This is a genomic window from Stappia sp. ES.058 (assembly GCF_900105595.1).
In the GTDB taxonomy this organism is placed as follows: Bacteria; Pseudomonadota; Alphaproteobacteria; order Rhizobiales; family Stappiaceae; genus Stappia.
Map to the genome: position 1 here is coordinate 292,155 of NZ_LT629784.1, position 23,389 is coordinate 315,543.

The following is a 23,389-nucleotide window of genomic DNA, read 5'->3' on the forward strand; positions in this document are numbered from 1 at the left end:
TCATGAACACTGGTTACGCTGCTTCGATGGTCATGGGACGAACCAAAGAACCATGAAGCCGGGGCACCGTACTCAAGGCTTCAAAAACGCGTGCGTTGATATGGCCATGGTTCGATCAGGCGCCCGTGACGGTCGGGCTTCTTCCGAACGATCTCCGCCGAAAGAACGTCATCTATCCGTGCGCGTGCTGCCTCCTCTCTCAAGACCAACGCTTGCCGTTTTTCAAAGTCGTGCTCCCACAACAGCGCCTCCTGGCATTCGAGGACCGCGGCCCTTTCGGCGAGGACTTTGGGATGCGTGTGCAGCCAACGTACAAAGGCGACCGCACCTGGCGTTCGCTGCCAAAGGTCGCCGCACTGATCCAGATAGCTGCGAGCCGTCTCCGGTTCGGCAAGGTTCGAGCCGTGCCAAATCGCAAGCGCCGCCGGCTCCGGGTTCCCTGACAACATCTCTGCGATATAGCCGTTCGCGACAAAACCATGGCGCAGCTTAGTCGCGGCAGAGACGGGATCACCGGCCTTCAGGTGCAGCAGCGCATGCTCATAGTAATAAGGCGGGTAGTGTGCGGCTTCATCCGTGAAGATGCACTCGGCCTTTGCCGTTTCGCCAGCCCGCAGATATTCCGAGCCAATCAGGTAGCGGATGCCCTGATTGTCGTTGGGATTCCAGGCCAGCATCTTTTCCATCAGTCGTACAGCGTCCTTGCGCTGGCCAAGCCGGAGCTGCGACAGGACGACGCGATGGGCCGCGCGCAGAAAGGCGCGATTTTCCAGGAAGCCCCATTCAATCGAACCGGCGTAGCCGACCGGGATCGCACGCGCACCTATATCCAGCCCTTGGGTCATTTGGGACCGTCGGCGGACGGCCGACTGGGGGGTAATGACGTGCAACCTGAGTTGTCCCCGATTTTGGGTTAGCCTGTTCTTGAACATAAGAGGAGGCAGGCCTCCTCAGCGATTAAGGATGGTGCTGGCTGCATTGATTTCGCTGATTTTGACGGTACTTTATCGAGGGAAAAAGATTCGAGGTCTGAGGTCTATGCCTCACCGGGAAACGGCCGATAGATGCCGATAGTTCACAGATTTTTTTCTGTGCAAAAGTTTCCGGAAAAATCAACAAAATCAAAAGGATAACTTTTTGACGGCCTGTGTCACGGATCTGGGCACCGAAATGAAGTTTTTCTGCAGGAAAATCAATTCCTTAGGACGGAAAAAATATTAGAGTGGGAATGAGCGGGATCCGGCAGGCATTTGCGATGCGAGGTTCGAAAACGCATGACCTGTGCGCGACGTCCCGCCCGTCTTGAGCCCGGGCGTATTTGCATCTTCGCATAACTGGCGGCAACGTCGTCGGCTGACGCGGGTCCAGTCGGTCCACGCCGATTGCGGAACAGGATGCGGATTGACGCGTCTTTCGCACACGGTCCGTTTGTGTTGCAGCCGTCAAGGCGCGCGCCAGCCGAAGGTCGAAAGATAAAATGATAAATCTTCGCGCCTGGAAATACGCTCTGTGGAAAGCCCGCTTGATGCGTCGCACCAACGCGCCGTTCTGGGTGGTGCGCGCCCATTTCCTGTCGGATCTTTTCCGCAAGCGGTTCGAACGTTCCTCCGAAGCGGGACAGCGCTACAGGAGCGCCCGCGATGACTTCAGGCTCAGCTTGCAGAACCTGAAGTTCGACCAGGACTGGTTCAGCGGAAGCATCCCGACTCTTTTGCGTGCCATGGACAAGACAGGACTGGCGGAAAGGACAGGTTTGAACTGTCTGGAGATTGGTTGCTGGCAAGGGGTTTCAACCAGTTTCTTCCTGAGGACCATGAGCGATTCGCGATGGACATGCGTGGACACCTGGGAAGGGTCCGACGAACACAAGAGCGGCCACTACGCAACGACAAAGGCGCTGGAACGGGTGGAGGAGACCTTCGATGCCAATCTGTCTGTGTTCGCCGGTCGATACGAAAAATACAAGGGCACGTCGCTTTCCTTCTACAGTCTCGCCGACATCAAGGATCCCTACGACCTGATCTTCATCGACGGGTCGCATCACAGCGACGATGTCATCGTTGACGCCGTGAACTGTTTCGAGATGTTGCGCGACAGAGGCGTTCTGATCTTCGACGATTATTTCTGGGTGTATTACGATCGGGAGATGGACAATCCGGCCGGTGCCATCAATGCGTTTTTGCGCCTGAAGCGCGACTGCCTGGAAATAATCTGCTTCGACTATCAGTTGATCGTCAGAAAGCATTCGGATGCGGTACGCCGGGAGCCGGACTGAGCGATCTCTGTGCCGCGCCCGTTTCGGGGCGCGACCCGCTTGCCCGGACGACGACCGCAGAACCGTTTTCGGCTTCCCCCTAGTGGAGCTTTTGAATTTGACATTTGATCAGGAGCCTCGCCGCAAACGGGACTCAAATGTCAAATTCGCTCCACTAGCGCAGCCGCGACCGCGGGATCCAGTCGGCGACCATGCGCGGGTGGAACTCCGTGATGGCATAGTCCGCGCAGCTCTCGCGGTGGAACGGATCTTCCCGGAGGTAGGTTTCGATCAGCGCGCGCGAGGCGGCGCATGCGATGATGACGCCGCCGTCGCGCGGCTCCTTCGGACCGGAAAACAGAAACAATCCAGCCTCGTACCCTTTCTCCAGGAAGACAACGTGTTCTTCGTGCAGCGCATCGATGCGTTCGAGCGATACGGTGTAGGTCAAGTCGATCACGAACAGGGTGTTGGCAGGTTCACTCGATGTCATTCCCGGTCTCCGTTTCCGTATCGGTGTTCAGTTGTCTCCCAAGCCATTCGCGGAAAGCCAGCACCGGCGACTTGTTTCTTCGTTCCGGCGCGGCGAGCAGGAAGTAACTGCCTGTCGCGATGTCGGTGTCGAACAGCTCCACAAGCTGACCTTCGCCGATTTCGCGTGCCACCGATAGTTGCGTTGCAAGGGCAATGCCCTGATGAGCGGCCGCCGCATCCAGTCCAAGGCTTGCGGTCCACAGTTTGGGTCCCGACAGGGGAGCCGAGGGTTCGACACCGGCCGCCGTGAGCCAGCGCTCCCACTGACTGTGGTCGCGCTCATGGATAAGCGACTGGCCGGCAAGCGCGGAAAGACTGGCGGGGCGTCCGTTGCGTGCAAGCCAGGCGGGACTGGCGACCGGGAACATTCTGGGTGTGACCAACCGCTCCGCGTTGACGGGAAGGGCGTTGTCAGGCGCAAAGCCGATGAAGAGATCCGCTTCATGAGCTTCGAAATCCGGGGGTGTTTCGGTTGCACGGATCGAAACGTCGAGACCGGGCAGAAGTCGTTCGATCTCGGCAAGTCGGGGACCGAGCCAGCGCCCGGCAAGCCCCGGCATGGCCCAGACCCGAAGGCTTGTCGGCACGCCGCGCGGCGCAATGGTTTCAAACGCGCCCGACAGGGCGGCAAAGGCCGTCTCGGTGGCCGCGAATACCGTTTCCCCCTCCGGCGTCAGTCGCGCGCCGCGCGGGGTGCGCTCAAGCAGCTTTGCTCCCACCCAGGCCTCCAGCGCGCGCAAGTGCCGGCTCACCACCGTGTGCGACAGGCCGAGCGCGGCGGCGCCCCTGCGGATGCTTCCGCTGTGGCCAACGGCATGAAGCGCACGCACGAGATGGAGCGGGGGCAGGGCGGGAAGCGGCATGGGCGGGTCGGTCCGAATGGCGGGAGTGGAAACCCTAGTGCACCGGGGTGGCTGGTGCAATCGCGGCTCCATTCGAGCCGGCGCGCTGCTACAGCGGTGCATGACACTGTGTCCCTGCTTGACCGATGGAGCCACCATGACCGCCAGGACGAATGCTGCCCTCGCCGCCCGTCGCAACGCCGCCGTGCCGCGTGGCATTGCCAATGCGACAGCAATCTATGCAGATCGCGCGCTGAACAGTGAGGTCTGGGATGTCGAGAGCCGGCGCTATATCGATTTTGCTGGCGGCATCGCGGTGCTCAACACGGGTCATCTGCATCCGCGCGTGATCGCGGCCGCGCGGTCGCAGATGGACGCCTTTACCCATACCGCCTTTCAGATCATGCCCTACGAGCCTTATGTGGCGCTCGCCGAGAAGCTGAACGCGCTGGCCCCCATCGACGGGGAACTGCGCAGCGCGTTTTTCTCCACCGGGGCCGAAGCTGTCGAAAACGCCATCAAGATCGCGCGCGCGGCAACCGGCCGCCCCGGCGCCATCGCCTTTACCGGCGCATTTCACGGGCGCACGCATCTGACCATGGGGCTGACCGGCAAGGTGTCTCCGTACCGCGACGGGTTGGGAATCGGACCAGCCGGGGTGCACCATCTGCCGTTTCCCTTTGCCGTTGAAGGGGTGAGCGTTGCCGACTCGCTGGCCGCGCTCGATCGTCTGTTCCGCGCCGATATCGCGCCGAGCGATGTGGCGGCGATCATCATCGAGCCGGTGCAGGGCGAGGGCGGGTTCCACGAGGCCCCGGCGGAGTTGCTCAAGGCCTTGCGCGAGATCGCCACGCGTCACGGCATCGTGCTGATCGCGGACGAGATCCAGTCCGGTATCGCGCGCACCGGCAAGTGGTTCGCCATCGAACATTCGGGCGTTTCCCCGGACCTGATCACCGTCGCCAAGTCTCTGGCTGGCGGGTTTCCGTTGTCGGGTGTGGTCGGGCGCGCCGAGATCATGGACAAGCCGGCACCGGGCAGTCTCGGCGGCACTTATGCGGGCAATCCGGTCGCCTGTGCGGCCGCGCTCGCCGTGCTGGAGGTGATCGAGGACGAGGGTCTTCTCGCCCGGGCCGACGACATGGGTGCGCGCATCAAGCAGAGGCTTTCGGCTTTTGCGGAAAACACCGCCGGCGTTTCCATCGGCGGGCTGCGCGGAGCGGGCGCGATGATCGCCTTTGACCTTGTGGACGCCGACGGCAAGCCGGACGCGGCGGCGGCGAAACAGGTCGCCGCGCGGGCGCTCGACGCCGGCCTGCTTCTTCTCACCTGCGGCATCCATGGCAACACGATCCGCATTCTGGTGCCACTGACCGTCCAGGACGCCGTGCTCGACGAAGGGCTTGGCCTGCTTGAACTTGCCCTCAATCCCTGATCGACACCCTGAGCGAAACGGAGTTACCGCAATGGCTGACACACCCTATTCCGCCGTGCTTGAAACCCGCTGCCTGGTCGGGGGCGCCTGGGAGGGCGAGGGCACGACCCCGGTCACGGACCCGGCGTGTGGCGATACGCTGGCCCATGTTCCCGATCTCGGCGCTGCCGGCGCACAGCGCGCCGTCGATGCGGCCGCCGCCGCGCTCGGGCCCTGGGGCGCGGAGACCGTCAAGACCCGCGCGCGCATCCTGCGGGCCTGGTACGACCTTGTGCTGGAGAACCGCGAGGCGCTCGCCGCGCTTCTAACGGCGGAACAGGGCAAGCCGCTTGCCGAGGCGCTGGGCGAGATCGACTATGCCGCTTCCTACATCGAGTATTACGCGGAAGAAGCCAAGCGCATCCTTGGCGAGGTGATCCCGGCCGCCGCTGGCAACGCCCGCGCGATGGTGTTGCGCCAGCCGATCGGCGTCGTCGCGGTGATCACGCCGTGGAACTTCCCGGCGGCCATGATCACCCGCAAGGTCGCTCCGGCGCTCGCCTGCGGCTGCGCTGTGGTGTTGAAGCCGGCTCCCGAAACGCCGCTCACCGCACTTGCGCTTGCGCGCCTTGCCGACCGCGCCGGGGTGCCGGCCGGCGTTCTCAACGTGATCACCGGCGACGCGCCGGCCATCGGCGATGTCTTCCTGTCGCATGAGGATGTGCGTCTCGTCGGCTTCACGGGCTCGACGGCGGTCGGCAAGCACCTGATGCGCGGGGCTGCCGACGGTATGAAGCGGGTCGCGCTGGAGCTTGGCGGCAACGCCCCCTTCATCGTCTTCGACGATGCGGATCTCGATGCGGCCGTGGCCGGCGTGATCGCGTCCAAGTTTCGCAACATGGGCCAGACCTGCGTTTGCGCGAACCGGATCTATGTTCAGTCGGGTGTTCACGACGCCTTCGTGGAGCGTCTTGCCGCCGCCGTGAAGTCCTTGAAAGTTGGCGACGGGCGCGAGCCGGGCGTCCAGCAGGGACCGCTGATCAACATGGCCGCGGTGGAGAAGGTCGAGGCGCATGTCGCGGATGCGCTGGAAAAGGGCGGCACGCTCGTCACCGGCGGCAAGCGGCATGCGCTTGGACAAACCTTCTTCGAGCCGACCGTGGTGACCGGCATGCGCGCCGACATGCTGGCGGCCTGCAGCGAGACCTTCGGACCGATCGCGCCGGTCTTTGCCTTCGAGAGCGAGGCGGAGGTGCTGGCGGCGGCCAACGACAGCGACGCCGGGCTTGCTGCCTATTTCTTCACTCGCGACCTGTCGCGCACCTACCGGATGTTGGAGCGTCTGCAGTTCGGTATGGTCGGATGCAACACAGGCGTGCTGTCGTCCGAGCTTGCACCCTTCGGCGGCGTCAAGCAGAGCGGAAATGCGCGCGAAGGATCGCATCACGGTATTGCGGAGTTCACCGAGCTGAAATATGGGGTGATCGGTGGCCTGGAGCTTTGACCCCATGATGCAGACAAAACCCGTGATTGCCGTCATCGCCTGCGTCCGCGAGGTCGAGGGCGAGGCGGCGAGCATCGTCAAGCGGCGCTATCTCGATGCGGTTGCCCGTTACTGCGATGCGATCCCTGTCATCGCGCCGGCGATGGGCGATGCGGATGACGCGGCCGCCCTGGTCGCGAGGGTCGATGCCGTGTTGCTGACAGGCTCGAATTCCAACATCGAGCCGTCCCGCTATGCCAGGGACGTGGCCGCCGCGCCGCCCCACGATCGTCATCGCGACGAGACCGCGGCCGGCCTGATCGCGGCAGCGATGGCGGCGAACACGCCGCTTTTCGGCGTTTGCAGGGGACTGCAGGAGATCAATGTCGCGCTGGGCGGCACCTTGATCGACGAGCGGGCAGCGGGACGGTCCGGTCCCTCGCATCATGCGCCCGACGGTGTCGATCTCGCCGAGATGTTCGCCCATGGGCACGATGTCACGGCTGAACCTGGCGGTGTGCTGGAAGGGGTCGTGGGGGCGGGGTTGCGTCGCGTCAACAGCGTTCACTTCCAGCGCGTTGACCGGCTTGCCCCCGGCCTGCGCGTCGAGGCCCGATCGAGCGATGGCGTTGTGGAGGCGGTGTCGTCGCAAGACGGCGCGTCGTCCCTGCTCGCCGTGCAGTGGCATCCCGAATGGCAGCCGGAGGGGCGCGCGCACGACATGGCTTTCTGGCGTCATGTCGGTGCTGTCGCGCGCGCCGCGATGTGATGAGCGTTTTGCCCACTCGATAAAATTATTCTATCGCGCAAATTCTGCATTCGAATTGGACACATAGCCGTTGATGCCCTGAAATGCTGGTATCTGATAACGGTGAAGGTGCTATGACAGACAAGAAGCTCTATCTGAAATTTATCGAGTCTGGCGTTCAGGGGATCATTTCCCTTTATTGGGAAAACGCTCCGGAGACCTGCAAGGCAATCTGGGGTGCCCTTGAGACCCCGATCCAGGTGCCGGCCAGCCACGCTATTTTCTCGGGTCCCGAAATCATGATGGGCCTTCCCGAAAGCGCCCGCACCTTCGACCCCACGGCCCTTCCCCCGGAAAACCAGACCGTCTACCCCGAACCCGGCGATATGCTGTGGTTCTATCAGCCGAAGAACTTCTTCAAGATCGATCCCGACGAGTTTTGGGAAATCGGCATGTTCTACGGCGTTGGCGGTCGCACGTTCGGCCCCACCGGCTGGATCCCCTGCACATATTTCGCCCGGATGACCGAAGGCCTCGACGCCGTCGCCGAGCAGTGCGGGCTGATCCGCAAGGACGGCATGAAGACGATCGAGCTCGGTCGCCTCGTGTAATCCGACGGATGCGGCCCGACTGTGCCGGGCCGCATCCGTCTCGACTGCCAAAAAACCAGAGAGGACCTCTGCCATGAAGGTAATTACGACATTTGCCGCATCCGGCCTTGCGGCGTTGATGGCGACCGGCGCGTTTGCCGCCGGCGAGACCATCACCATCAATTCCTTCGGCGGCGCCTATGAAAAAGCGCACCGCCAGTGCATCATCAGCCCGTTCGAGGAAGAAACCGGCGCGACCGTCCAGATCGTGACCGCCTATTCCGCGGACGCCTTTGCCCAGCTTCGTGCCCAGAAGGACGCGCCGCAGTTCGACGTCATTCACTTCTCCGGCGGTCAGGAAATCGTCGGTGCCAAGGAGGGACTGCTGTCGCCGATCGATCCGGCCAGCCTGTCGAACGCGGCAAACCTTTATGACATCGCCAAGACCAACCTTGCCGCCGGCGAGGGTCCGGCCTATTCGATCGCCGCGATCGGCCTCGTTTACAATGCCGAGACGGCGCCGAAAAAGCCGGCGAAATGGGTCGATCTCTTCGATGAGGCCTATTCCGATCACATCGTGCTGACCGATATCTCCAACGGCTACGGCATGCTCGGCTTCCTGATGCTCAACAAGGTGCGCGGCGGCACGCTGGACGACATCCAGCCGGGTCTCGATGCCGTGAGCGAACTGCTCGACAATGGCGCTATCGTCGTGTCGACTTCGCCGGAGATCCAGCAGGAGTTCGCCCAGAACGATGCCTGGGTGGCTCCCTATGCCTCCGACTATGCCTTCACGCTGCGCAAGGCGGGCCTGCCGTCGGCCTTCGTGCAGGGCGAGGAAGGCACGCCGGCGAGCTTCATCACCGCAAACCTGGTCGCCGGTCGCGACAATCAGGACCTGGCGCTGAAGTTCATCGACATGTCGATCTCGCGCGCGGCGCAGGAATGCTTCGCCGACGCGCTGCGCTACTCGCCCACCAACAAGACGGTGGAGCTGTCCGATGAAGTCGCGGCCGACGTGGCCTACGGCGAAGCCGCCGTTGCCGGCCTGCTGCGGTTCGATCCGACGATGATCGAGGCCAACCGGTCGGCATGGGTCGATGCCTGGAATCGCACCATCGCCCGCTGAGGCATGACCGCCTTCGGCCGCCGCGTGGCATCCACGCCATGCGGCGGCCGTTCTTCAAACGCGCTGGCGCGGCGCCGGCAAGACGCAAGGGACCCCGATGAACGATCGCGCGGAAAACACGCTGCTGGTCATGCCCGGCCTTCTATTGCTGGCCCTGGCGTTCTTCGTTCCCATCACCCAGATGCTGATCCTGTCGGTGTCCGGCGACGACGGGCCGACACTCGCCCATTTCACCCGTTTCCTGGGTGACCCCTATTATCTCAACGTGCTGTGGCGCACCGTGCGACTGTCCGTCCTGATCACGCTGATCTGCGCGGCCATCGGCTTTCCGCTCGCCTATATCATGGCGCGTGTCGGACCCCGGTTGCGGCTCTGGCTGATCGTGCTCGTCATCCTGCCGCTGATGACCAGCGTGGTGGTGCGCACCTTCGGCTGGATGGTGCTCCTGTCACGCTCCGGGCTGATCCCAGACGTCCTGCGCGACCTCGGGCTCGTCGGGCGCAATTTCGCGATCATGCAGACGGAAACGGCCATCGTCATCGGCATGGTGCAGGTGCTCTTGCCCTTCATGACGCTGTCGATCCTGGGTATCGTGACGCGCATCGATCCGCGCCTTGAAGAAGCCGCGCGCACCATGGGCTGCTCCTTCCTGCAGTCCCTGCGCACGGTGGTGCTGCCGCTTGCCGTGCCCGGCATCATCGCCGGATCGCTGCTGGTCTTCACGCTCTCTGCCAGCTCCTTTGTCACGCCGAACCTCTTGGGCGGCGCGCGCATTCAGGTGCTGGCTGCCTCGATCTACCGCTCGGTGACACAGACGCTCGACTGGCCCTTCGCGGCTGCCCAGGCGGTGATTCTCTTCGTCGGCATCCTGCTCATTCTCGTCCCCTACGCCCGTCTCGCCGGAGGCCGCTCAAATGGTTAAGTCCATCTCGACGCCGCTGCGCATCGCCACCATGGTGTTTGTTGTGTTGACGGCGGTCTTCCTGCTGGCGCCGCTGGTCGTGGTCGTTGGCGTGTCGGTCTCCGAAAGCCAGTTCATCGCCTTCCCGCCGTCAGGCTTTTCGCTGCGCTGGTACGAGGAGGTCCTGGGGTCCGACGCCTATGTCGGCGCTGCCTGGATCAGCCTCAGGGTGGCGATCCTCGTCACGCTCACCGCAACCTTCGTCGGCGGGGCGGCGGCGATCGCCCTGCATCGCCGCAAGCTGCCGTTTTCCGGTGCGCTTGCGACGTTCTTCCTGTCGCCGCTGGTTTTGCCGACAATCATCTACGCCATCGGCATGCTGATGCTGTGGAGTGCGATCTTCGGCCCCGTGTCCATCGTCACGCTGTGGCTCAGTCACACGGTCGTTACCATTCCCTATGTGGTGCGCACCACGCTGGCCGTCCTGTCGGAATCCGATCCCTTCCTGGAGGAGGCTGCCCAGACGATGGGCGCAAGCCGCCTCCAGCGGTTGTGGCTGGTGGTCGTGCCCCAGTGCAAGCCGGGCCTGATCGCCGGGGCGTTCTTTGCCTTCAACATTTCCTTCGACGAGGCGGTGCTGGCGCTGTTCCTGCGAAAGCCCGGCCTGACGACGCTGCCGGTGCAGATCTACGGCCAGCTCGAGTTCAGTCCCGACCCGTCGGTCGCCGCTGTCTCGACCATCATGATCGCCCTTACCATCACCTTGATCCTGGTTATCGACCGCATGCTCGGTGTCCAGAAATTTGCGAGTGCCTGACCCATGGCCGATGTCCGTCTTACACAGATCAAGAAGTCCTTCGGCCAGGTCGAGGTTCTGCACGGGATCACGCTCGACATCGCCTCGGGTGAATTCATCAGCCTGCTTGGCGCGTCGGGCTGCGGCAAGACAACCTTGCTGCGCATTGTCGCCGGCCTGGAAGGCGTGACCAGCGGCGCGGTCGAGATCGCCGGACGCGACGTGACGCAACTTCCGCCGGAAAAGCGCGACATCTCCATGATGTTCCAGTCCTATGCGCTGCTGCCGCATCTCTCCGTGTCGGAAAATGTCCGCTTCCCCTTGCGCATGCGCAAGATCGGCAGCCGCGAGGAACAGGCGGAGAAGGTGCGCGACGCACTGGAGACGGTGCAGCTCGGCCATCTCGCCGGCCGCAAGCCGACCCAGCTTTCCGGCGGCCAGCAGCAGCGCGTGGCGCTGGCGCGCGCCATCGTCTCGCGCCCCCAGGTGCTTCTTCTCGACGAGCCGCTGTCCAACCTCGACGCCCGGCTGCGCGAGGACATGCAGGTGGAACTGATCGAGATCCACAAGCGGCTCGGGCTGACGTCGATCTTCGTCACCCACGACCAGGAAGAGGCGCTGAGCTTGTCCGACCGGGTCGTGCTTTTAAACGGGGGCAAGGTCGAGCAGGAAGGCGCTCCGAGCGAAATCTACTCCAATCCGGTGACGGGGTTCGCCTCGAACTTCCTGGGGGCGGCCAACCTCCTGCCCGCGACGCTGTCAAAGACCTCCGACGGTCGCGCCGCGACGTTGGAGGACGGCCAGGTCATCCCGATCGAGACGGGTGCGGGCGAGAGCGGGGACGTCACGCTGGCAATGCGCCAGGAGGATATGACCCTGTGTGCCGAGGGCGAGGGCGAGCTCGCCGGTACCGTGGCCGCGCGCATCTATCTCGGCGCGCGCAATCGTTACGTCGTCAAGGTCGCCGGTCACGAGGTCCGCGTGTTGACCGGAACCGAGGACGTTTTTGAAAGCGGCGCGCGCGTCGGCCTCGGGATCGATCCGGCGCGCGTGCGCGTCCTGCCGCGCGACTGACGCAATAGCTCCGACGCCATATTTTCAAAGGCGCTGCTGCGGCTCATGTCGGCTTCAGCGGGCGCGTCCCATCGCATTCATGGAGACAGCCGATCATGACCGATTTCGAGACCCGCCAGTTCATTGACGGAGCCTTTGTCCCAGGCGAGGGTGCCCCTGAGCCGGCACGCGATCCCGCACGCGGCACGGTTCTGGCCGAGGTCGCGTCCGCAAGTCCCGCGCAGGTGGACGACGCGGTGGAGGCCGCCCACGCGGCCTTCGCGACGTGGCGGCGCACCACGCCGAAGGAGCGCAGCCGTCTGCTGTGGTCGATCGCGGATGCGGTGGAAGCCAATGCCAAGACACTGTCGGAAGTGGAATCGCTCAATGCGGGCAAGCCGCGCCGCTTCGTCGCGCTGGCGGAACTGGCGAATGTCGCCGATGTGTTCCGCTTCTTTGCGACGGCTGTCCGCAACATGCCGGCGATTGCCGCCAACGGCTATCGCTCCGACACGATGACCTCCATGCTGCGCCGCGATCCGATCGGCGTGATCGCCTCCATCGCGCCCTGGAACTATCCGCTGCTGATGGCGGCCTGGAAACTCGCGCCGGCTCTTGCCGCCGGCAACACCGTGGTGATCAAGCCGTCTGAAAACACCCCGCTCAGCCTTCTGGCCTTCGCCCGCATTCTTGGCGAGATCCTTCCCAAGGGCGTGGTCAACGTCATCAGCGGCAACGGCCCGGACGTCGGCCAGCGACTGATCTCGCACGATCTGGTGCGCATGATCTCGCTCACCGGCGACGTGCGCACCGGGCGCGCGGTTCTGAAGGCGGCCGCCGGCGACACCATCAAGCGTACCCATCTGGAGCTTGGCGGCAAGGCGCCGGTGATCGTGCTGAAGGACGCCGACCTTGATGCCGTCGTCTCGACGATGCGCGAGGCGAGCTTCTACAACGCCGGACAGGATTGTACGGCGGCCTGCCGGGTGCTGGTAGATGCATCGGTCGCCGACGAACTTGCAAAAAAGCTGACGGCGATGATCGAGAGCCTCGTCTATGGCGAGCCGGAGCGAGACGACGTCGAGTTCGGTCCCCTGATCAGCGAGGCCCAGCAGCAAAGGGTGGCCGGGTTTGTCGAGCGCGCGCGCGCCTCGGGTGCCGAGATCCTCGCCGGCGGGAAGATCGTCGAGGGGCCGGGCTTCTTCCACGAGCCGACGCTGGTGCGCGCGCCCATCGACGCGGAGATCGTCCAGAAGGAAGTCTTCGGCCCGGTGGTGACGCTGACACCGTTCGAGACGCCCGAACAGGCGCTTTCCTGGGCCAACGCATCGGAGTACGGTCTTGCATCCTCGGTCTGGTCGCGCGACGGGCAGGCGGCACTTCATATCGCCAATGCACTGGAATACGGAATCACCTGGGTGAACACGCATGGCGTCTTCGCCACCGAGATGCCGCATGGCGGCATGAAGAACTCGGGCTACGGCTCCGATCTCTCGATGCAGTCGCTTGTCGATTACACCCAGGTGCGGCACGTGATGATCGCGTCCTGATCCGTCAGAGTTCCAGGCGCCTTGCGCGGAAAGCGGATGGATTCGTGATATGAATGACCGCATGCGTCTCCTGGACATGAAAACCTTTGTCGTGCTGGCACGAAATCGCCATTTCGGACGCACGGCCGACGAACTCAACACCACCCAGCCGGCGATCTCCAGCCGGCTGGCGTCGATCGAGCGCGAGCTGGGGTGCCGGCTTGTGATCCGCGGCGACGGGCGCTTCGCGCTCACCGCCGACGGAGAACGCGTGCTGCAGCATTTCGAGACGGTGCTGGATGATATCGATGCGCTGAAGGATTCTCTTGCCGGCGCGGATCACCACAGCCACGAGCCCCTGCGCATCGGCGCGATCGATTCGGTGTCCTCGACCTGGATGCCGCAGTTGATCGAGGCCCTGCACCAGCAATTCCCCGGACTGAAGATCGAACTGACGGTGGATGGCACCAAGCCGCTTGTTTCCGGCATGCGCAAGGGTGAGTTCGACCTGGTCTTCTGCCTGCATCCGGTGCTCGACGAGGGCTTTCGCAGCTACACCGCCTGCGTGTTTCAGATGAGCTGGGCCGGATCTCCGAAGCTGATCGATCCCGACCGGGTCTATTCGGTCGCAAGCCTCGCCGACCTGCCGATCATCTCGTTTCCGAAAAACTCGCCACCCTATCAGATGGTCGCGCCCTACTTTCACGACGAACAGGCGCTGGCCTCCAAGTTAACCAGCTGCAACTCGTTGTTCGCGATCATCAATCTTCTGATCGACGGCTTCGGTGTCGGGGCGGTGCCGACCGTGACCATCTGGCGCGAGCTGGAAATGGGGCTTCTCAACACCATCACCGTCACCAAGCGCTTTCCGCCGATGCCGATCATCGCCTCTTATCAGGCGAGCTTGCGTCAGGAGTTCATCGCACAGATCGTGCGTCAGGCGAAACACTGTGCCGCCGACTATTGCACGAGGGTCACGCCCGACATGGTTTGGATCGATTGACGCGGCCATAGACAGGCCGCGCCGGGTCGTGTCGTGCGTATCAGGCCGGCACGGCTTGAGCCGCTGCGCGCGCATCGCGAAAGGAAACGAGCCGGTTTTGCGCCTCGTCCCAGAGCGCAAGCTTGACGCAGGAAAAACTCTGCCAGAGCGTGATGCGCCCGATACGCCCGAGTTCCGGGTGATCGCGCAGGATCTCGGGCAGGCGATAGAACGGGACCTTTGAACACAGGTGATGCACGTGATGGATGCCGATGTTGCCGCTGAACCAGCGCAGCACGGCGGGCAGATCGTAGTGCGAACTGCCATGCAGCGCGGCATGCTGGAACGTCCAGTCGTTGGACTGCGACCAATGCGTTCCCTCGAATTGATGCTGAACGTAAAACAGCCAGACGCCGCCGGTTGCCGCCATCAGCGTGATCGGGATCTGCACCATCAAGAAAGGACCAAGGCCAATCAGCCAGATGAGAAGGGTGACCGGAAGGGCGACGGCGAGATTGGTCGAAAGCGTCGAGATCCAGGGGCGCGCGCCGGCACGCATCAGGCCGATGGGAAGCCGGTACTGGCATACGAACAGCCAGGCGGGGCCAAGGCCGAACATGACCAGCGGATGCCGGTAAAGACGGTAGCGGAGCTTGGCGAAACGCGAAAGCGCCTGGTATTCGGCGACCGTGAGCGTGTCGACGTCGCCGATGCCGCGCTGGTCGAGGTTGCCGGCCGTCGCATGGTGCACGGCGTGCGTATGCCGCCAGTAGTCATAGGGGGTGAGGGTCAATACGCCGATCACCCGGCCGACCCAGTCGTTGGCGGAGCGCCGGGAAAACAGCGAGCCGTGACCGCAGTCGTGCTGGACGATGAACAGTCGCACCAGAAACCCGGCCGCCGGGATCGTCAGCAGAAGTCCCCACCACTGTCCATGGATCGCCGCGAATGCGCTCAGCGCCCAAAGCCCGGCAAATGGCACGGCCGTGAGGACGATTTCGAGACAGCTCCGCAGCGTGCTCGGCGCGCGGTATTGCATCAGGATCTTGCCCCAGGCCCGGGCCTCGGCCGCCTTCGTGGCGTTGTCTGTCGGGGATGCGTGCATGAATACCTCTGGAGCCAGGCGTTGACCTTGATGTGGCATGCCGGCACGGCGCGATCAAGACAGGGGAGATGCGGTTTCGCGCGGCATGATGTCCGCACGTGTCGCGCATGAACGAAAAAAGGCCGGGCGATGCCCGGCCTTTCTGGATTACCGACGATCGCGCCCACCGGATAACGGTCGCGGATCGAAGTCGGTAAATCAAGCTTCCTGCAGGTTGTCCGCAGCGCTCTTGCCCGAACGGCTGTCCTTGACGACGTCGAAGGACAGCTTCTGGCCTTCCACGATCGTGTGCAGGCCAGCGCGCTCGACGGCGGAGATGTGGACGAACACGTCCGGGCCGCCGTTGTCCGGCTGAATGAAGCCGAAGCCTTTGGTGGTGTTGAAGAACTTAACGGTACCAGTGTTCATGACGATTTCCTTTCAATCGGTCACAGAGAAGTGCCAACCATGCGAACACCGCACGGTCGGCGGTTAGGATCGACATTGAGAAGGAAGTTCGTCGTAGCGCCGAAGCACGGTAACAAAGTTCTACCAGCAAGATCGATACCGAGCTTATAGCCCCAATCGGTGTTCAAAATAAGATGTAAAAAAAATTATTTTCGCAGGTTGGTTTATGGCATCCGGCATCGGGCGCGGGGGCTCTGGAGTTGGCGCGATACAGCCGTTGAGCCGACAGTATTATTCGCCGTCGCGTTCGAACTGGACACCGAGTTCGGTGGCGGTGCGCCAGCGCACGACAGCATTGACCTGGATGTCCTCGTTGACGATGCGCAACTCGAAGCGCTCCGGTATGTCGAGCGTGTTCGGCAACTTGAGCAGGGCCCCGTCGTCTGACAGGTTGCGCACGCGGCAGTCATAGACGACTGTGTGATTGGCCAGCACGATCTTGCCGCTCTTCAGCGTGCGGTGTCGTGGACTGCTGCGCCGGTTTCGGTCAGTCATCGTGCGTTGGCCCCGCTCGGCATGGTCGTCAACTGTCGTCATTGCCCGATCTTCCTATCCCTCTTCGGCCTCATTGCGCCCGCAATCGGGCAATTTCGCGCTCCTATCCGGACGCTGATGCGGCGCAGGCTATGCACAGCGATGCGGCCGGATCCGCGTCAAGGCGGCCCTGCGGGATATCTTCGCCACATGACAGGCACTCTCCATAAGTCTGCGCTGTGATCCGTTGCAATGCGGCATCGATCCGTCTGATCTCCGCGAGGCGCTGGCGCTCTGATGCCTGCGCCATCGCCTGCCCCTGCATGGCATCCATTCGTGACAACCGCCCGACGGACTGCTGATCGAGGGCAACGACATCGCGGGCGTCGCGCGCCATGGCGCTCAACTCCTCGATCTCGCGCTTGCGCGCAATCAGCGCCTTACGTGACTCTTCCGGCTCGAACATCGATGTGGGTCCCACTGCACACGACGGTCGCAAAGGTTCCACAGCCGCGGCCTTCGCGCAATGGGGTGATCATGCTGTTTGGCCGTGACGCTGCGCAAGCCTTCGCTTGACCGACGGCGCGCGGACAGGCATTCCCTTGAAGACTTGCGTCCCTTTCGACCGCGAGGGTGGAGCCAACTCATGACGATGCTGATAGCCGGACTGATCATCTTTTTAGGGGTTCATGCCCTGCCCATGAAGCCTGACCTGCGCGGCCGTATGCGCGCCCGCCTGGGCGACCTGGGCTACAAGGGGGTCTTTTCCCTTGCGTCGCTTCTGGGTCTTGTCCTGATTGTCTATGGCTACGGCATGGCGCGCGCCGCCGGGCCGGCCCTGTTGTACAATCCGCCGGTCTGGACGAGCCACATCACCATGCTGCTGATGCTGCCGGTGTTCGTGCTGCTTGTCGCCGCCTATGCGCCCACCGGCCACATCAAGGCGCGGGTCAAGCATCCGATGATCCTCGCCGTCAAGATCTGGGCCCTTGCCCATCTGCTGGCGAATGGCGACGCGGCCTCCGTGTTGCTCTTCGGCGGGTTTCTCGCCTGGGGTGTCGTCGACCGCATTTCTCTCAAGAAACGCGGCGACATCGGCGGTGCCGGTGCGCTGCGCAAGTCGGTCGCCGGTGACGCGATTTCGGTGGTCGTCGGCCTCGGCCTTTATGCGGCCTTCGTCGTCTATCTCCACATGTGGCTGATCGGCGTTCCGGTCATCTAGCCACAGTCCCTCGTGCGCGCCTCACTTGTGCCATCAAGACGCGCAACGCAAGCAGGTGAGACGGGGCAAGAAACGGTTCGTTCGCTGGCTTTGACGGCCCTCAAAGGCTGTTTGCCAGTGTCAGGTCAAATGGATATGGTGGCGCCGCGCGGCACGGGTCGTGCGCTCCATGGATTGTTTTCGGGAAAACGCAGCGTATGTCGGACATTTTTCGCGAGGTCGACGAGGAAATCAGGCACGAGCGCTATAAGCGCCTGTGGGACCGGTTCGGACCGTATCTGATCGGCCTGGCCGTTCTGATCGTCGTTGGGACGGCCGCCTATCGTGGCTGGGTCTACTGGCGCGAGACGGAAGCGCGGGCCTCCGGCGACGTCTTCGTGCAGGCCGTGCGGCTTGCGGAAGAGGGCAAGTTCGCGGACGCGCAAGCCCGTCTCGGTGACCTGTCGGACGCGCCGGGCGGTTATCCGGCCCTCGCGCGGCTTCGCGCCGCGGGGCTGGAGGCGGAAGCCGGCAACCCTGCCGAAGCGATTGCCGGCTTTGACGCGATTGCCGCCGACAGCGGCGAAGACGACGCCCTGCGTGATATTGCGCGCCTTCGGGCCGGCTATGTCGCGCTCGACACGCAGGACTTCTCCGGCGCGGCCGATCGGCTCGAGCCGTTGGCCGGCGACGACAAAGCATTGCGGTATCTGGCGCGCGAGGCGCTCGCGCTGGGTGCCTGGAAGGCGGGAAATCCCGCCGATGCGCGGCGCTGGATCAACGGCATCCTGGAGCAGGAAGGGGCGCCGAGTGATGTGGCGACCCGTGCCCGGACAGTGCTCGACCTGCTGAACGCCGCCGAGGGAACCCCAGACGACAAGGCTGATTCATGATGACGGTGTCTGCGTTCAAATGGGCGACGCTGCTTTGTGCGGCGCTTGCGCTTTCGGCATGCGAGACGGTCTCCGACCTCAATCCGTTCTCCAAGGAAGACATCCTTCCGGGTGAACGCGAGGCACTGTTCGACAACGCCGATCCGCTCGCCGGTGAAACCGCCCGCAGCGCAAGCGTTGGGGCTGCGTCCTCCGTCGCCTGGAGCCAGGGTGCCGGCAACACGGCCAACAATCCCGGCAACGTCGCGGCCAATATTTCCGGCGGACGTTCTTGGCGTTCTTCCGTTGGAAGCGGTGGAGCGGGTCTGTTTTCGGGAAGCGTGCGCACCACGGCGCGCCCCGTCTCCGCAGACGGCCGTATCTTCGTCTACAAGCAAAACGGCGACGTGGTCGCGTTGTCGACCAACGGCGGGCGCCTGTGGAGCCGCTCGCTGCGCCCCGAGGGCGAGCGTGACGTGGCCTCCGGCGGCGGCGTCGCCGTCGATGGCGGGCGCGTGTTCGCCGCGACCGGCTATGGCCAGCTCGCAGCGCTCGACGCCGCATCCGGCAGGGTGTTGTGGTCAAAGGACATCGGCGCGCCGGCACGCCAGGCGCCAGCCGCCTCCGGCGGCAACGTCTTCGCGGTGACCCAGAACGGCGAAATCCATGCCATGAAGCAGGGCGACGGCGAGGAAAGCTGGACCTACACGGGCATTGCCGAAAACAGCGGGCTGCTGGCATTCGCCAACCCGGCCGTTGCCGGCGGGATGGTGATCGTGCCCTTCACCTCGGGCGAGGTGATGGCGCTCGACATCAAGAGCGGCGAGCCGAAGTGGATCGAGGGCGTGACCCGCTCCTATCGCACGCGGGCCGTGTCCGGCTTTTCCGACGTGGCCGCGAGCCCGGTGGTCTCAGACGGCGTGGTCTATTCCTCCGGCGTGTCGGGGCGTCTTGTCGCAAGCCGCCTGTCCACCGGTGAACGGGTGTGGGAACAGGACGTCGGATCGCTGCACACGCCGGTCGTCTCCGGCAATGCGGTGTTTTTGATCGACATAGAGGATCGCATGGTCGCGCTCGACCGCAAGACCGGCGATCCGCTGTGGCGCACGGTGCTGCCGAACGTCGAGGGTCGAAAGAAGTCCCGTATCAACTGGGCCGGTCCGGTGCTTGCCAGCGGCGTTCTTGTCGCCGCGTCGAGCGACGGGCGGCTGGTGCGCGTCGATGCGGCGTCCGGCCGGATCCTTGGAACATCCGAGACGTCCGAAGACATTTATGTTACGCCGATCATCGCCGGTGGACGCATGATCACCATCACATCGAAAGGCGACGTCGTCGCCTTCAATTGACCCGCGGTCCGCGTACGCACCCGAGGCGGCTGCCCGGGCCCGGGCGGCTGCTTATCGGATGACGCACCTGTGCCTGCAATGATCGCCATTATCGGACGGCCGAATGTCGGCAAGTCCACCCTGTTCAATCGTCTGGTCGGCAAGCGCCTGGCGCTGGTCGACGACACGCCGGGCGTGACCCGTGACCGGCGGGCCGGCGACGCCCGCCTCGGCGATCTGCGGTTCACGATCCTGGATACAGCCGGTCTGGAGGAAGCGGATGCCCGCTCGCTCGAGGGCCGTATGCGCGCCCAGACCGAAGAGGCGATCGCGGATGCCGATGCGGTGATCTTCGTCGTCGATGCACGCGCCGGGGTCACCCCGAGCGACAGCCATTTCGCCAATCTTCTTCGACGCAGCGACACGCCGGTGATCCTTGTCGCCAACAAGGCCGAGGGGCGCGCCGGAGAGCCGGGACTCTACGAGGCCTTCGGGCTCGGTTTCGGCGAGCCGATCGCGCTTTCGGCGGAACACGGTGAAGGGCTGTCCGATCTCTACGACGCGCTGTTGCCGATCGTCGACGCGGCGGATGCGGAAGCGGAGATGGAGGCCGTCGCCAATGCCGATGTGAACGTCGACCTCGATCCGGATGCGGAAGAAGAAGACAAGGGGCCTGCGGCCGGAACGGCCGAAAAGCCGCTGCGCGTTGCCGTCGTCGGGCGACCGAACGCGGGCAAGTCGACACTGATCAACCGCCTGCTCGGCGAGGAACGGATGCTCACTGGTCCGGAAGCCGGGATCACACGCGACAGCATCTCCGTCGACTGGATCTGGCGCGATCACCACGTCAAGCTGTTCGACACCGCCGGCATCCGCCGCAAGGCGCGTGTGCAGGAGAAGCTGGAAAAACTCTCCGTCGCGGATGCGCTTCGCGCGATCAAGTTCGCCGAAGTCGTCATCGTCACGCTGGATGCGACGGTCTCCTTCGAAAAGCAGGACCTGCAGATCATCGAGCTGTGCGCGCGCGAAGGCCGTGCGATCGTGATCGCGATCAACAAGTGGGATCTGATCGAGGACCGTTCGGAGGCGATGCAAAAGCTGAACGACGCGGCCGAGCGCTATCTGAACCAGATTCGCGACGTGAAGATCGTGACGCTGTCAGGTCTGCATGGACGCGGCCTCGACAAGCTGTTCGAAGCGGCGTTCAAGGCCTATGACATGTGGAACAAGCGCATTTCCACCTCGCGCCTTAACCGCTGGCTCGACGGGGTGCTGGTGCATCATCCGCCTCCCGCCGTCGCCGGGCGCCGCATCAAGCTGCGCTACATCACCCAGGCGAAGGCGCGCCCGCCACATTTCATCGTGTTCTGCTCACGTCCCGAGGCGCTGCCGGAAAGCTACACGCGTTATCTGGTCAACGGCCTGCGGGAACGCTTCGAGATGCCTGGGACGCCTATCCGCCTAAGCTACCGCAAGGGCGAAAACCCCTATGCGGCCAAGGCCAAGAAGCGCAAGATCCAGTAGGCTAGGCGCGGGCAGGGCGGTCGCAACCGGAAGCCTGTCCGCGATGCCGTAAGGGCCTCACGCGTTCTTGTCGACGATGACGATGTGCAGCGCGCGCGGCCCATGGGCGCCGAGAAGCAGCGTCTGCTCGATGTCGGCGGAACGCGACGGGCCGGTGATCATGTTCACCGTGCGCGGCATCACGCCCTTGCCGAAGCGCTGGCGAATGCGCGCCCACACGCTTTCATAGTCGCCGGCGATGTCGGCTTCCTCCAGAACGACGATATGGTGCTCGGGTAGGAAATTGAGCGTTGTCGGATTGTCGGGCCCGGACACGAGCATAAGCGTGCCCGTCTCCGCGACGCCGCCGAGCGCATGCGAGACGGTGGCGAGATCGGCGTTCTCCGCCCGGCCTTTCAGGATTTCCATGTGCTTTTGTGCCGACCACGGCATGTCGGCCAGCCTGGCATCGTCGCCCATGCGCGCGGTTGCGGGCAGGTTCTTGGATTTCAGGTAATCGGCGACCGCCTCCGGAACGCCTTCGCGCGCCGGGACATGGGAAACGCTCGCCTGCACGGCTTCCGCCATCTTCTGGAAGAGCGCAGTACGCTCCGCGCCCTCCACCTGGCCTCGATCGGGGATCGGGCCGCGCGGGCTCCTTTGCAGCCGGTCGGCAACGGCCGCCTTGCGGTCGACATCGTCGGCCTTGCGGCCCATGGCGCTGCGCATCTTGGCAAGGATGGCGCTTCGGGCGTCGCTCATGCCGCGGTCCTCCGCTTTGCCGATTGCGCCTTGGCCCATTGCGCGTGGAAGGTCTCTCCCTCTGGGGCCGGAAGGTCGCGGTACTTGGTCCAGCCGCCGGCAAGCGGCATTGCCGAAAAGCGCCCCTTGCTGCGCCCCAGCCGCCCGAGAACCGCCATTGCGACCCGTGTCGCGGCCTTGTAAAGCGCCGGGCGCTTGGCGAAGAACGCCCAGGCGGCAAGTCCGTAGCGGGCGGTCGCCGGCGTGAGGTTTCTCGAGAACTCGCGCTCGCGCCAGTGTCGCATCATCTTCGGCAGCGGAATGCGCATCGGACATACGCTCTCGCAGCGCCCGCAGAACGTCGAGGCGTTCGGCAGGTGGCCCGACTGGTCGACCCCCATCAGCGACGGGGTCAGCACCGCGCCCATCGGGCCGGGATAGACCCAGCCGTAAGCATGGCCGCCGACCGCGTGATAGACGGGGCAATGGTTCATGCAGGCGCCGCAGCGGATGCAGCGCAGCATGTCCTGGAAGTCGCTGCCGAGCATCGACGAGCGCCCGTTGTCGAGCAGAACGACGTGATAGTCTTCCGGCCCGTCGGGGTCGATGTCGCGCTTGGGTCCGGTTGAAAAGGTCGTGTAGACAGACATGTCCTGTCCGGTCGCCGAGCGCGCCAGCACCCGCAGGATCTGCGACACGTCTTCGAGCGTCGGGACGATCTTCTCGATCGACGCAACGACGACGTGGGTCTTGGGCAGGTTCTGGGTGAGATCGCCGTTGCCCTCGTTGGTGACGATGACCGATGTGCCGGTCTCGGCGATCAGGAAATTGGCGCCGGTGATCCCGACGTCCGCCTCGAAATACTTCTCGCGCAGCACGGCGCGTGCCTCGCTGAGCAGCGTGGTTGGCTCTTCCAGGTTGCGTGACGGATCGAGATGGGTGTGCACCCGGCGAAAATCCGCTTCCACCTGGTCCTGGTTGACATGAACCGCCGGGGCGATGATGTGGCTCGGGTGTTCGCCGCGAAGCTGAATGATGTATTCGCCAAGGTCGGTTTCCACCGGTGCGACGGCGTTCTCCTCGAGAAAGTCGTTGAGACCGATTTCCTCGGTGATCATCGACTTGCCCTTGGTCACCGTGCGGGCGTCTTTCTCGCGGCAGATCTCGAGAATGATCCGGCGCGCGTCTTCCGCCGTTTCCGCCCAGTGGACATGACCGCCCGCTGCTTCCACCTTTTCGGCGTAAGCCTCGAGATAGAGGTCGAGATGCGCCAGCACGTGATCTTTTATGTCACGCGCATTGTCGCGCAGCTGGTCGAACTCCGGCAGGGCGGCGCTCGCCTTGGCGCGTTTCTCGATAAAGCCCTTGCGCACATTTCCAAGCGCGCGCTGAAGCGGCGCATCGTCCAGCGCCGAGCGGGCATTCTGCTTGAAATCGGGCGATGTGATCTGCATCTTCGCTTCGCT

Annotated in this window: 24 protein-coding genes; 15 read left to right on the forward strand and 9 right to left on the reverse strand. The window is 63.8% G+C overall.

Annotated features, from left to right (window positions below; translation table 11 throughout):
* Window positions 1-80: 80 nt before the first annotated feature.
* Window positions 81-845: a hypothetical protein gene (locus BLU32_RS01390; RefSeq protein WP_197673676.1), complete on the reverse strand. Its 765-nt coding sequence runs from the start codon at window positions 843-845 to the stop codon at window positions 81-83.
* A 632-nt stretch (window positions 846-1,477) separates the two neighbouring features.
* On the opposite strand from BLU32_RS01390, the gene BLU32_RS01395 reads away from it, so the two are divergent.
* Window positions 1,478-2,275 (forward strand): class I SAM-dependent methyltransferase, encoded by a 798-nt coding sequence (locus tag BLU32_RS01395; RefSeq protein WP_093804652.1) that lies wholly within the window; start codon window positions 1,478-1,480, stop codon window positions 2,273-2,275.
* Between the two features lie 154 nt (window positions 2,276-2,429).
* Here BLU32_RS01395 and BLU32_RS01400 read toward each other — a convergent pair whose 3' ends face one another.
* Together BLU32_RS01400 and BLU32_RS01405 are read right to left on the reverse strand one after the other, a co-directional pair.
* Window positions 2,430-2,747 carry a YciI family protein gene (locus BLU32_RS01400; protein ID WP_197673677.1) on the reverse strand — a complete coding sequence of 106 codons (318 nt, stop codon included), beginning with the start codon at window positions 2,745-2,747 and terminating at the stop codon, window positions 2,430-2,432.
* The gene (locus BLU32_RS01405) at window positions 2,734-3,651 is read right to left on the reverse strand and encodes a LysR substrate-binding domain-containing protein (RefSeq protein WP_172838514.1); all 918 of its coding nucleotides are present in this window, start codon (window positions 3,649-3,651) and stop codon (window positions 2,734-2,736) included. The genes BLU32_RS01400 and BLU32_RS01405 overlap by 14 nt, the downstream gene beginning before the upstream one ends.
* A 136-nt stretch (window positions 3,652-3,787) precedes the next feature.
* Between BLU32_RS01405 and gabT the strand changes: the two genes are divergently transcribed.
* The 10 genes from gabT (at window position 3,788) to BLU32_RS01455 (ending at window position 14,276) form a co-directional block, all read left to right on the forward strand.
* Window positions 3,788-5,065 carry a 4-aminobutyrate--2-oxoglutarate transaminase gene (gene gabT / locus BLU32_RS01410; RefSeq protein ID WP_093804654.1) on the forward strand — a complete coding sequence of 426 codons (1,278 nt, stop codon included), beginning with the start codon at window positions 3,788-3,790 and terminating at the stop codon, window positions 5,063-5,065.
* Between the two features lie 31 nt (window positions 5,066-5,096).
* On the forward strand, window positions 5,097-6,548 hold the full coding sequence (locus BLU32_RS01415; protein ID WP_093804655.1) for an NAD-dependent succinate-semialdehyde dehydrogenase: 1,452 nt from the start codon (window positions 5,097-5,099) through the stop codon (window positions 6,546-6,548).
* A 4-nt stretch (window positions 6,549-6,552) separates the two neighbouring features.
* Window positions 6,553-7,296, forward strand: a complete 744-nt coding sequence (locus BLU32_RS01420; RefSeq protein ID WP_197673678.1) for a gamma-glutamyl-gamma-aminobutyrate hydrolase family protein — start codon at window positions 6,553-6,555, stop codon at window positions 7,294-7,296.
* A 113-nt stretch (window positions 7,297-7,409) separates the two neighbouring features.
* A complete protein-coding gene (locus tag BLU32_RS01425) occupies window positions 7,410-7,886 on the forward strand; it encodes a DUF3830 family protein (RefSeq protein WP_093804656.1) in 477 nt (158 codons plus the stop codon).
* A 73-nt stretch (window positions 7,887-7,959) separates the two neighbouring features.
* Window positions 7,960-8,994: an ABC transporter substrate-binding protein gene (locus BLU32_RS01430; RefSeq protein WP_093804657.1), complete on the forward strand. Its 1,035-nt coding sequence runs from the start codon at window positions 7,960-7,962 to the stop codon at window positions 8,992-8,994.
* A gap of 97 nt (window positions 8,995-9,091) precedes the next feature.
* A complete protein-coding gene (locus tag BLU32_RS01435) occupies window positions 9,092-9,916 on the forward strand; it encodes an ABC transporter permease (RefSeq protein ID WP_093804658.1) in 825 nt (274 codons plus the stop codon).
* A complete protein-coding gene (locus tag BLU32_RS01440; RefSeq protein WP_093804659.1) occupies window positions 9,909-10,712 on the forward strand; it encodes an ABC transporter permease in 804 nt (267 codons plus the stop codon). The genes BLU32_RS01435 and BLU32_RS01440 overlap by 8 nt, the downstream gene beginning before the upstream one ends.
* 3 nt (window positions 10,713-10,715) lie before the next feature.
* A complete protein-coding gene (locus tag BLU32_RS01445) occupies window positions 10,716-11,765 on the forward strand; it encodes an ABC transporter ATP-binding protein (RefSeq protein WP_093804660.1) in 1,050 nt (349 codons plus the stop codon).
* A gap of 95 nt (window positions 11,766-11,860) precedes the next feature.
* The gene (locus tag BLU32_RS01450; RefSeq protein WP_093804661.1) at window positions 11,861-13,294 is read left to right on the forward strand and encodes an aminobutyraldehyde dehydrogenase; all 1,434 of its coding nucleotides are present in this window, start codon (window positions 11,861-11,863) and stop codon (window positions 13,292-13,294) included.
* 49 nt (window positions 13,295-13,343) lie between these two features.
* Entirely contained in the window at window positions 13,344-14,276 is a 933-nt protein-coding gene (locus BLU32_RS01455) for a LysR family transcriptional regulator (protein WP_197673679.1), read from the forward strand.
* Between the two features lie 40 nt (window positions 14,277-14,316).
* Here BLU32_RS01455 and BLU32_RS01460 read toward each other — a convergent pair whose 3' ends face one another.
* The 4 genes from BLU32_RS01460 to BLU32_RS01475 form a co-directional block, all read right to left on the reverse strand.
* Complete coding sequence (locus tag BLU32_RS01460; protein WP_093804662.1) at window positions 14,317-15,360, reverse strand: fatty acid desaturase; 1,044 nt, start codon at window positions 15,358-15,360, stop codon at window positions 14,317-14,319.
* A gap of 198 nt (window positions 15,361-15,558) precedes the next feature.
* Window positions 15,559-15,768: a cold-shock protein gene (locus BLU32_RS01465; protein WP_029058547.1), complete on the reverse strand. Its 210-nt coding sequence runs from the start codon at window positions 15,766-15,768 to the stop codon at window positions 15,559-15,561.
* Window positions 15,769-16,038: 270 nt separating this feature from the next.
* Window positions 16,039-16,344 carry a PilZ domain-containing protein gene (locus BLU32_RS01470; RefSeq protein ID WP_208976956.1) on the reverse strand — a complete coding sequence of 102 codons (306 nt, stop codon included), beginning with the start codon at window positions 16,342-16,344 and terminating at the stop codon, window positions 16,039-16,041.
* Window positions 16,345-16,405: 61 nt separating this feature from the next.
* A complete protein-coding gene (locus tag BLU32_RS01475) occupies window positions 16,406-16,747 on the reverse strand; it encodes a TraR/DksA C4-type zinc finger protein (RefSeq protein WP_093804663.1) in 342 nt (113 codons plus the stop codon).
* A gap of 180 nt (window positions 16,748-16,927) precedes the next feature.
* Between BLU32_RS01475 and BLU32_RS01480 the strand changes: the two genes are divergently transcribed.
* The 4 genes from BLU32_RS01480 to der all read left to right on the forward strand — a co-directional run bounded on the left by BLU32_RS01480 (window position 16,928) and on the right by der (window position 21,203).
* The gene (locus BLU32_RS01480; RefSeq protein ID WP_093804664.1) at window positions 16,928-17,503 is read left to right on the forward strand and encodes an NnrU family protein; all 576 of its coding nucleotides are present in this window, start codon (window positions 16,928-16,930) and stop codon (window positions 17,501-17,503) included.
* Between the two features lie 197 nt (window positions 17,504-17,700).
* Window positions 17,701-18,375 carry a tetratricopeptide repeat protein gene (locus BLU32_RS01485; RefSeq protein ID WP_093804665.1) on the forward strand — a complete coding sequence of 225 codons (675 nt, stop codon included), beginning with the start codon at window positions 17,701-17,703 and terminating at the stop codon, window positions 18,373-18,375.
* Entirely contained in the window at window positions 18,372-19,700 is a 1,329-nt protein-coding gene (locus BLU32_RS01490) for a PQQ-binding-like beta-propeller repeat protein (RefSeq protein ID WP_244501774.1), read from the forward strand. The genes BLU32_RS01485 and BLU32_RS01490 overlap by 4 nt, the downstream gene beginning before the upstream one ends.
* Before the next feature lie 78 nt (window positions 19,701-19,778).
* Window positions 19,779-21,203: a ribosome biogenesis GTPase Der gene (gene der / locus BLU32_RS01495; protein WP_371326949.1), complete on the forward strand. Its 1,425-nt coding sequence runs from the start codon at window positions 19,779-19,781 to the stop codon at window positions 21,201-21,203.
* 57 nt (window positions 21,204-21,260) lie between these two features.
* Here der and BLU32_RS01500 read toward each other — a convergent pair whose 3' ends face one another.
* Together BLU32_RS01500 and BLU32_RS01505 are read right to left on the reverse strand one after the other, a co-directional pair.
* Window positions 21,261-21,944 carry a lactate utilization protein gene (locus BLU32_RS01500; protein WP_093810433.1) on the reverse strand — a complete coding sequence of 228 codons (684 nt, stop codon included), beginning with the start codon at window positions 21,942-21,944 and terminating at the stop codon, window positions 21,261-21,263.
* Window positions 21,941-23,377, reverse strand: coding sequence for a LutB/LldF family L-lactate oxidation iron-sulfur protein (locus BLU32_RS01505; protein ID WP_093804667.1), 1,437 nt, complete (start codon window positions 23,375-23,377; stop codon window positions 21,941-21,943). The genes BLU32_RS01500 and BLU32_RS01505 overlap by 4 nt, the downstream gene beginning before the upstream one ends.
* Window positions 23,378-23,389 lie beyond the last annotated feature (12 nt).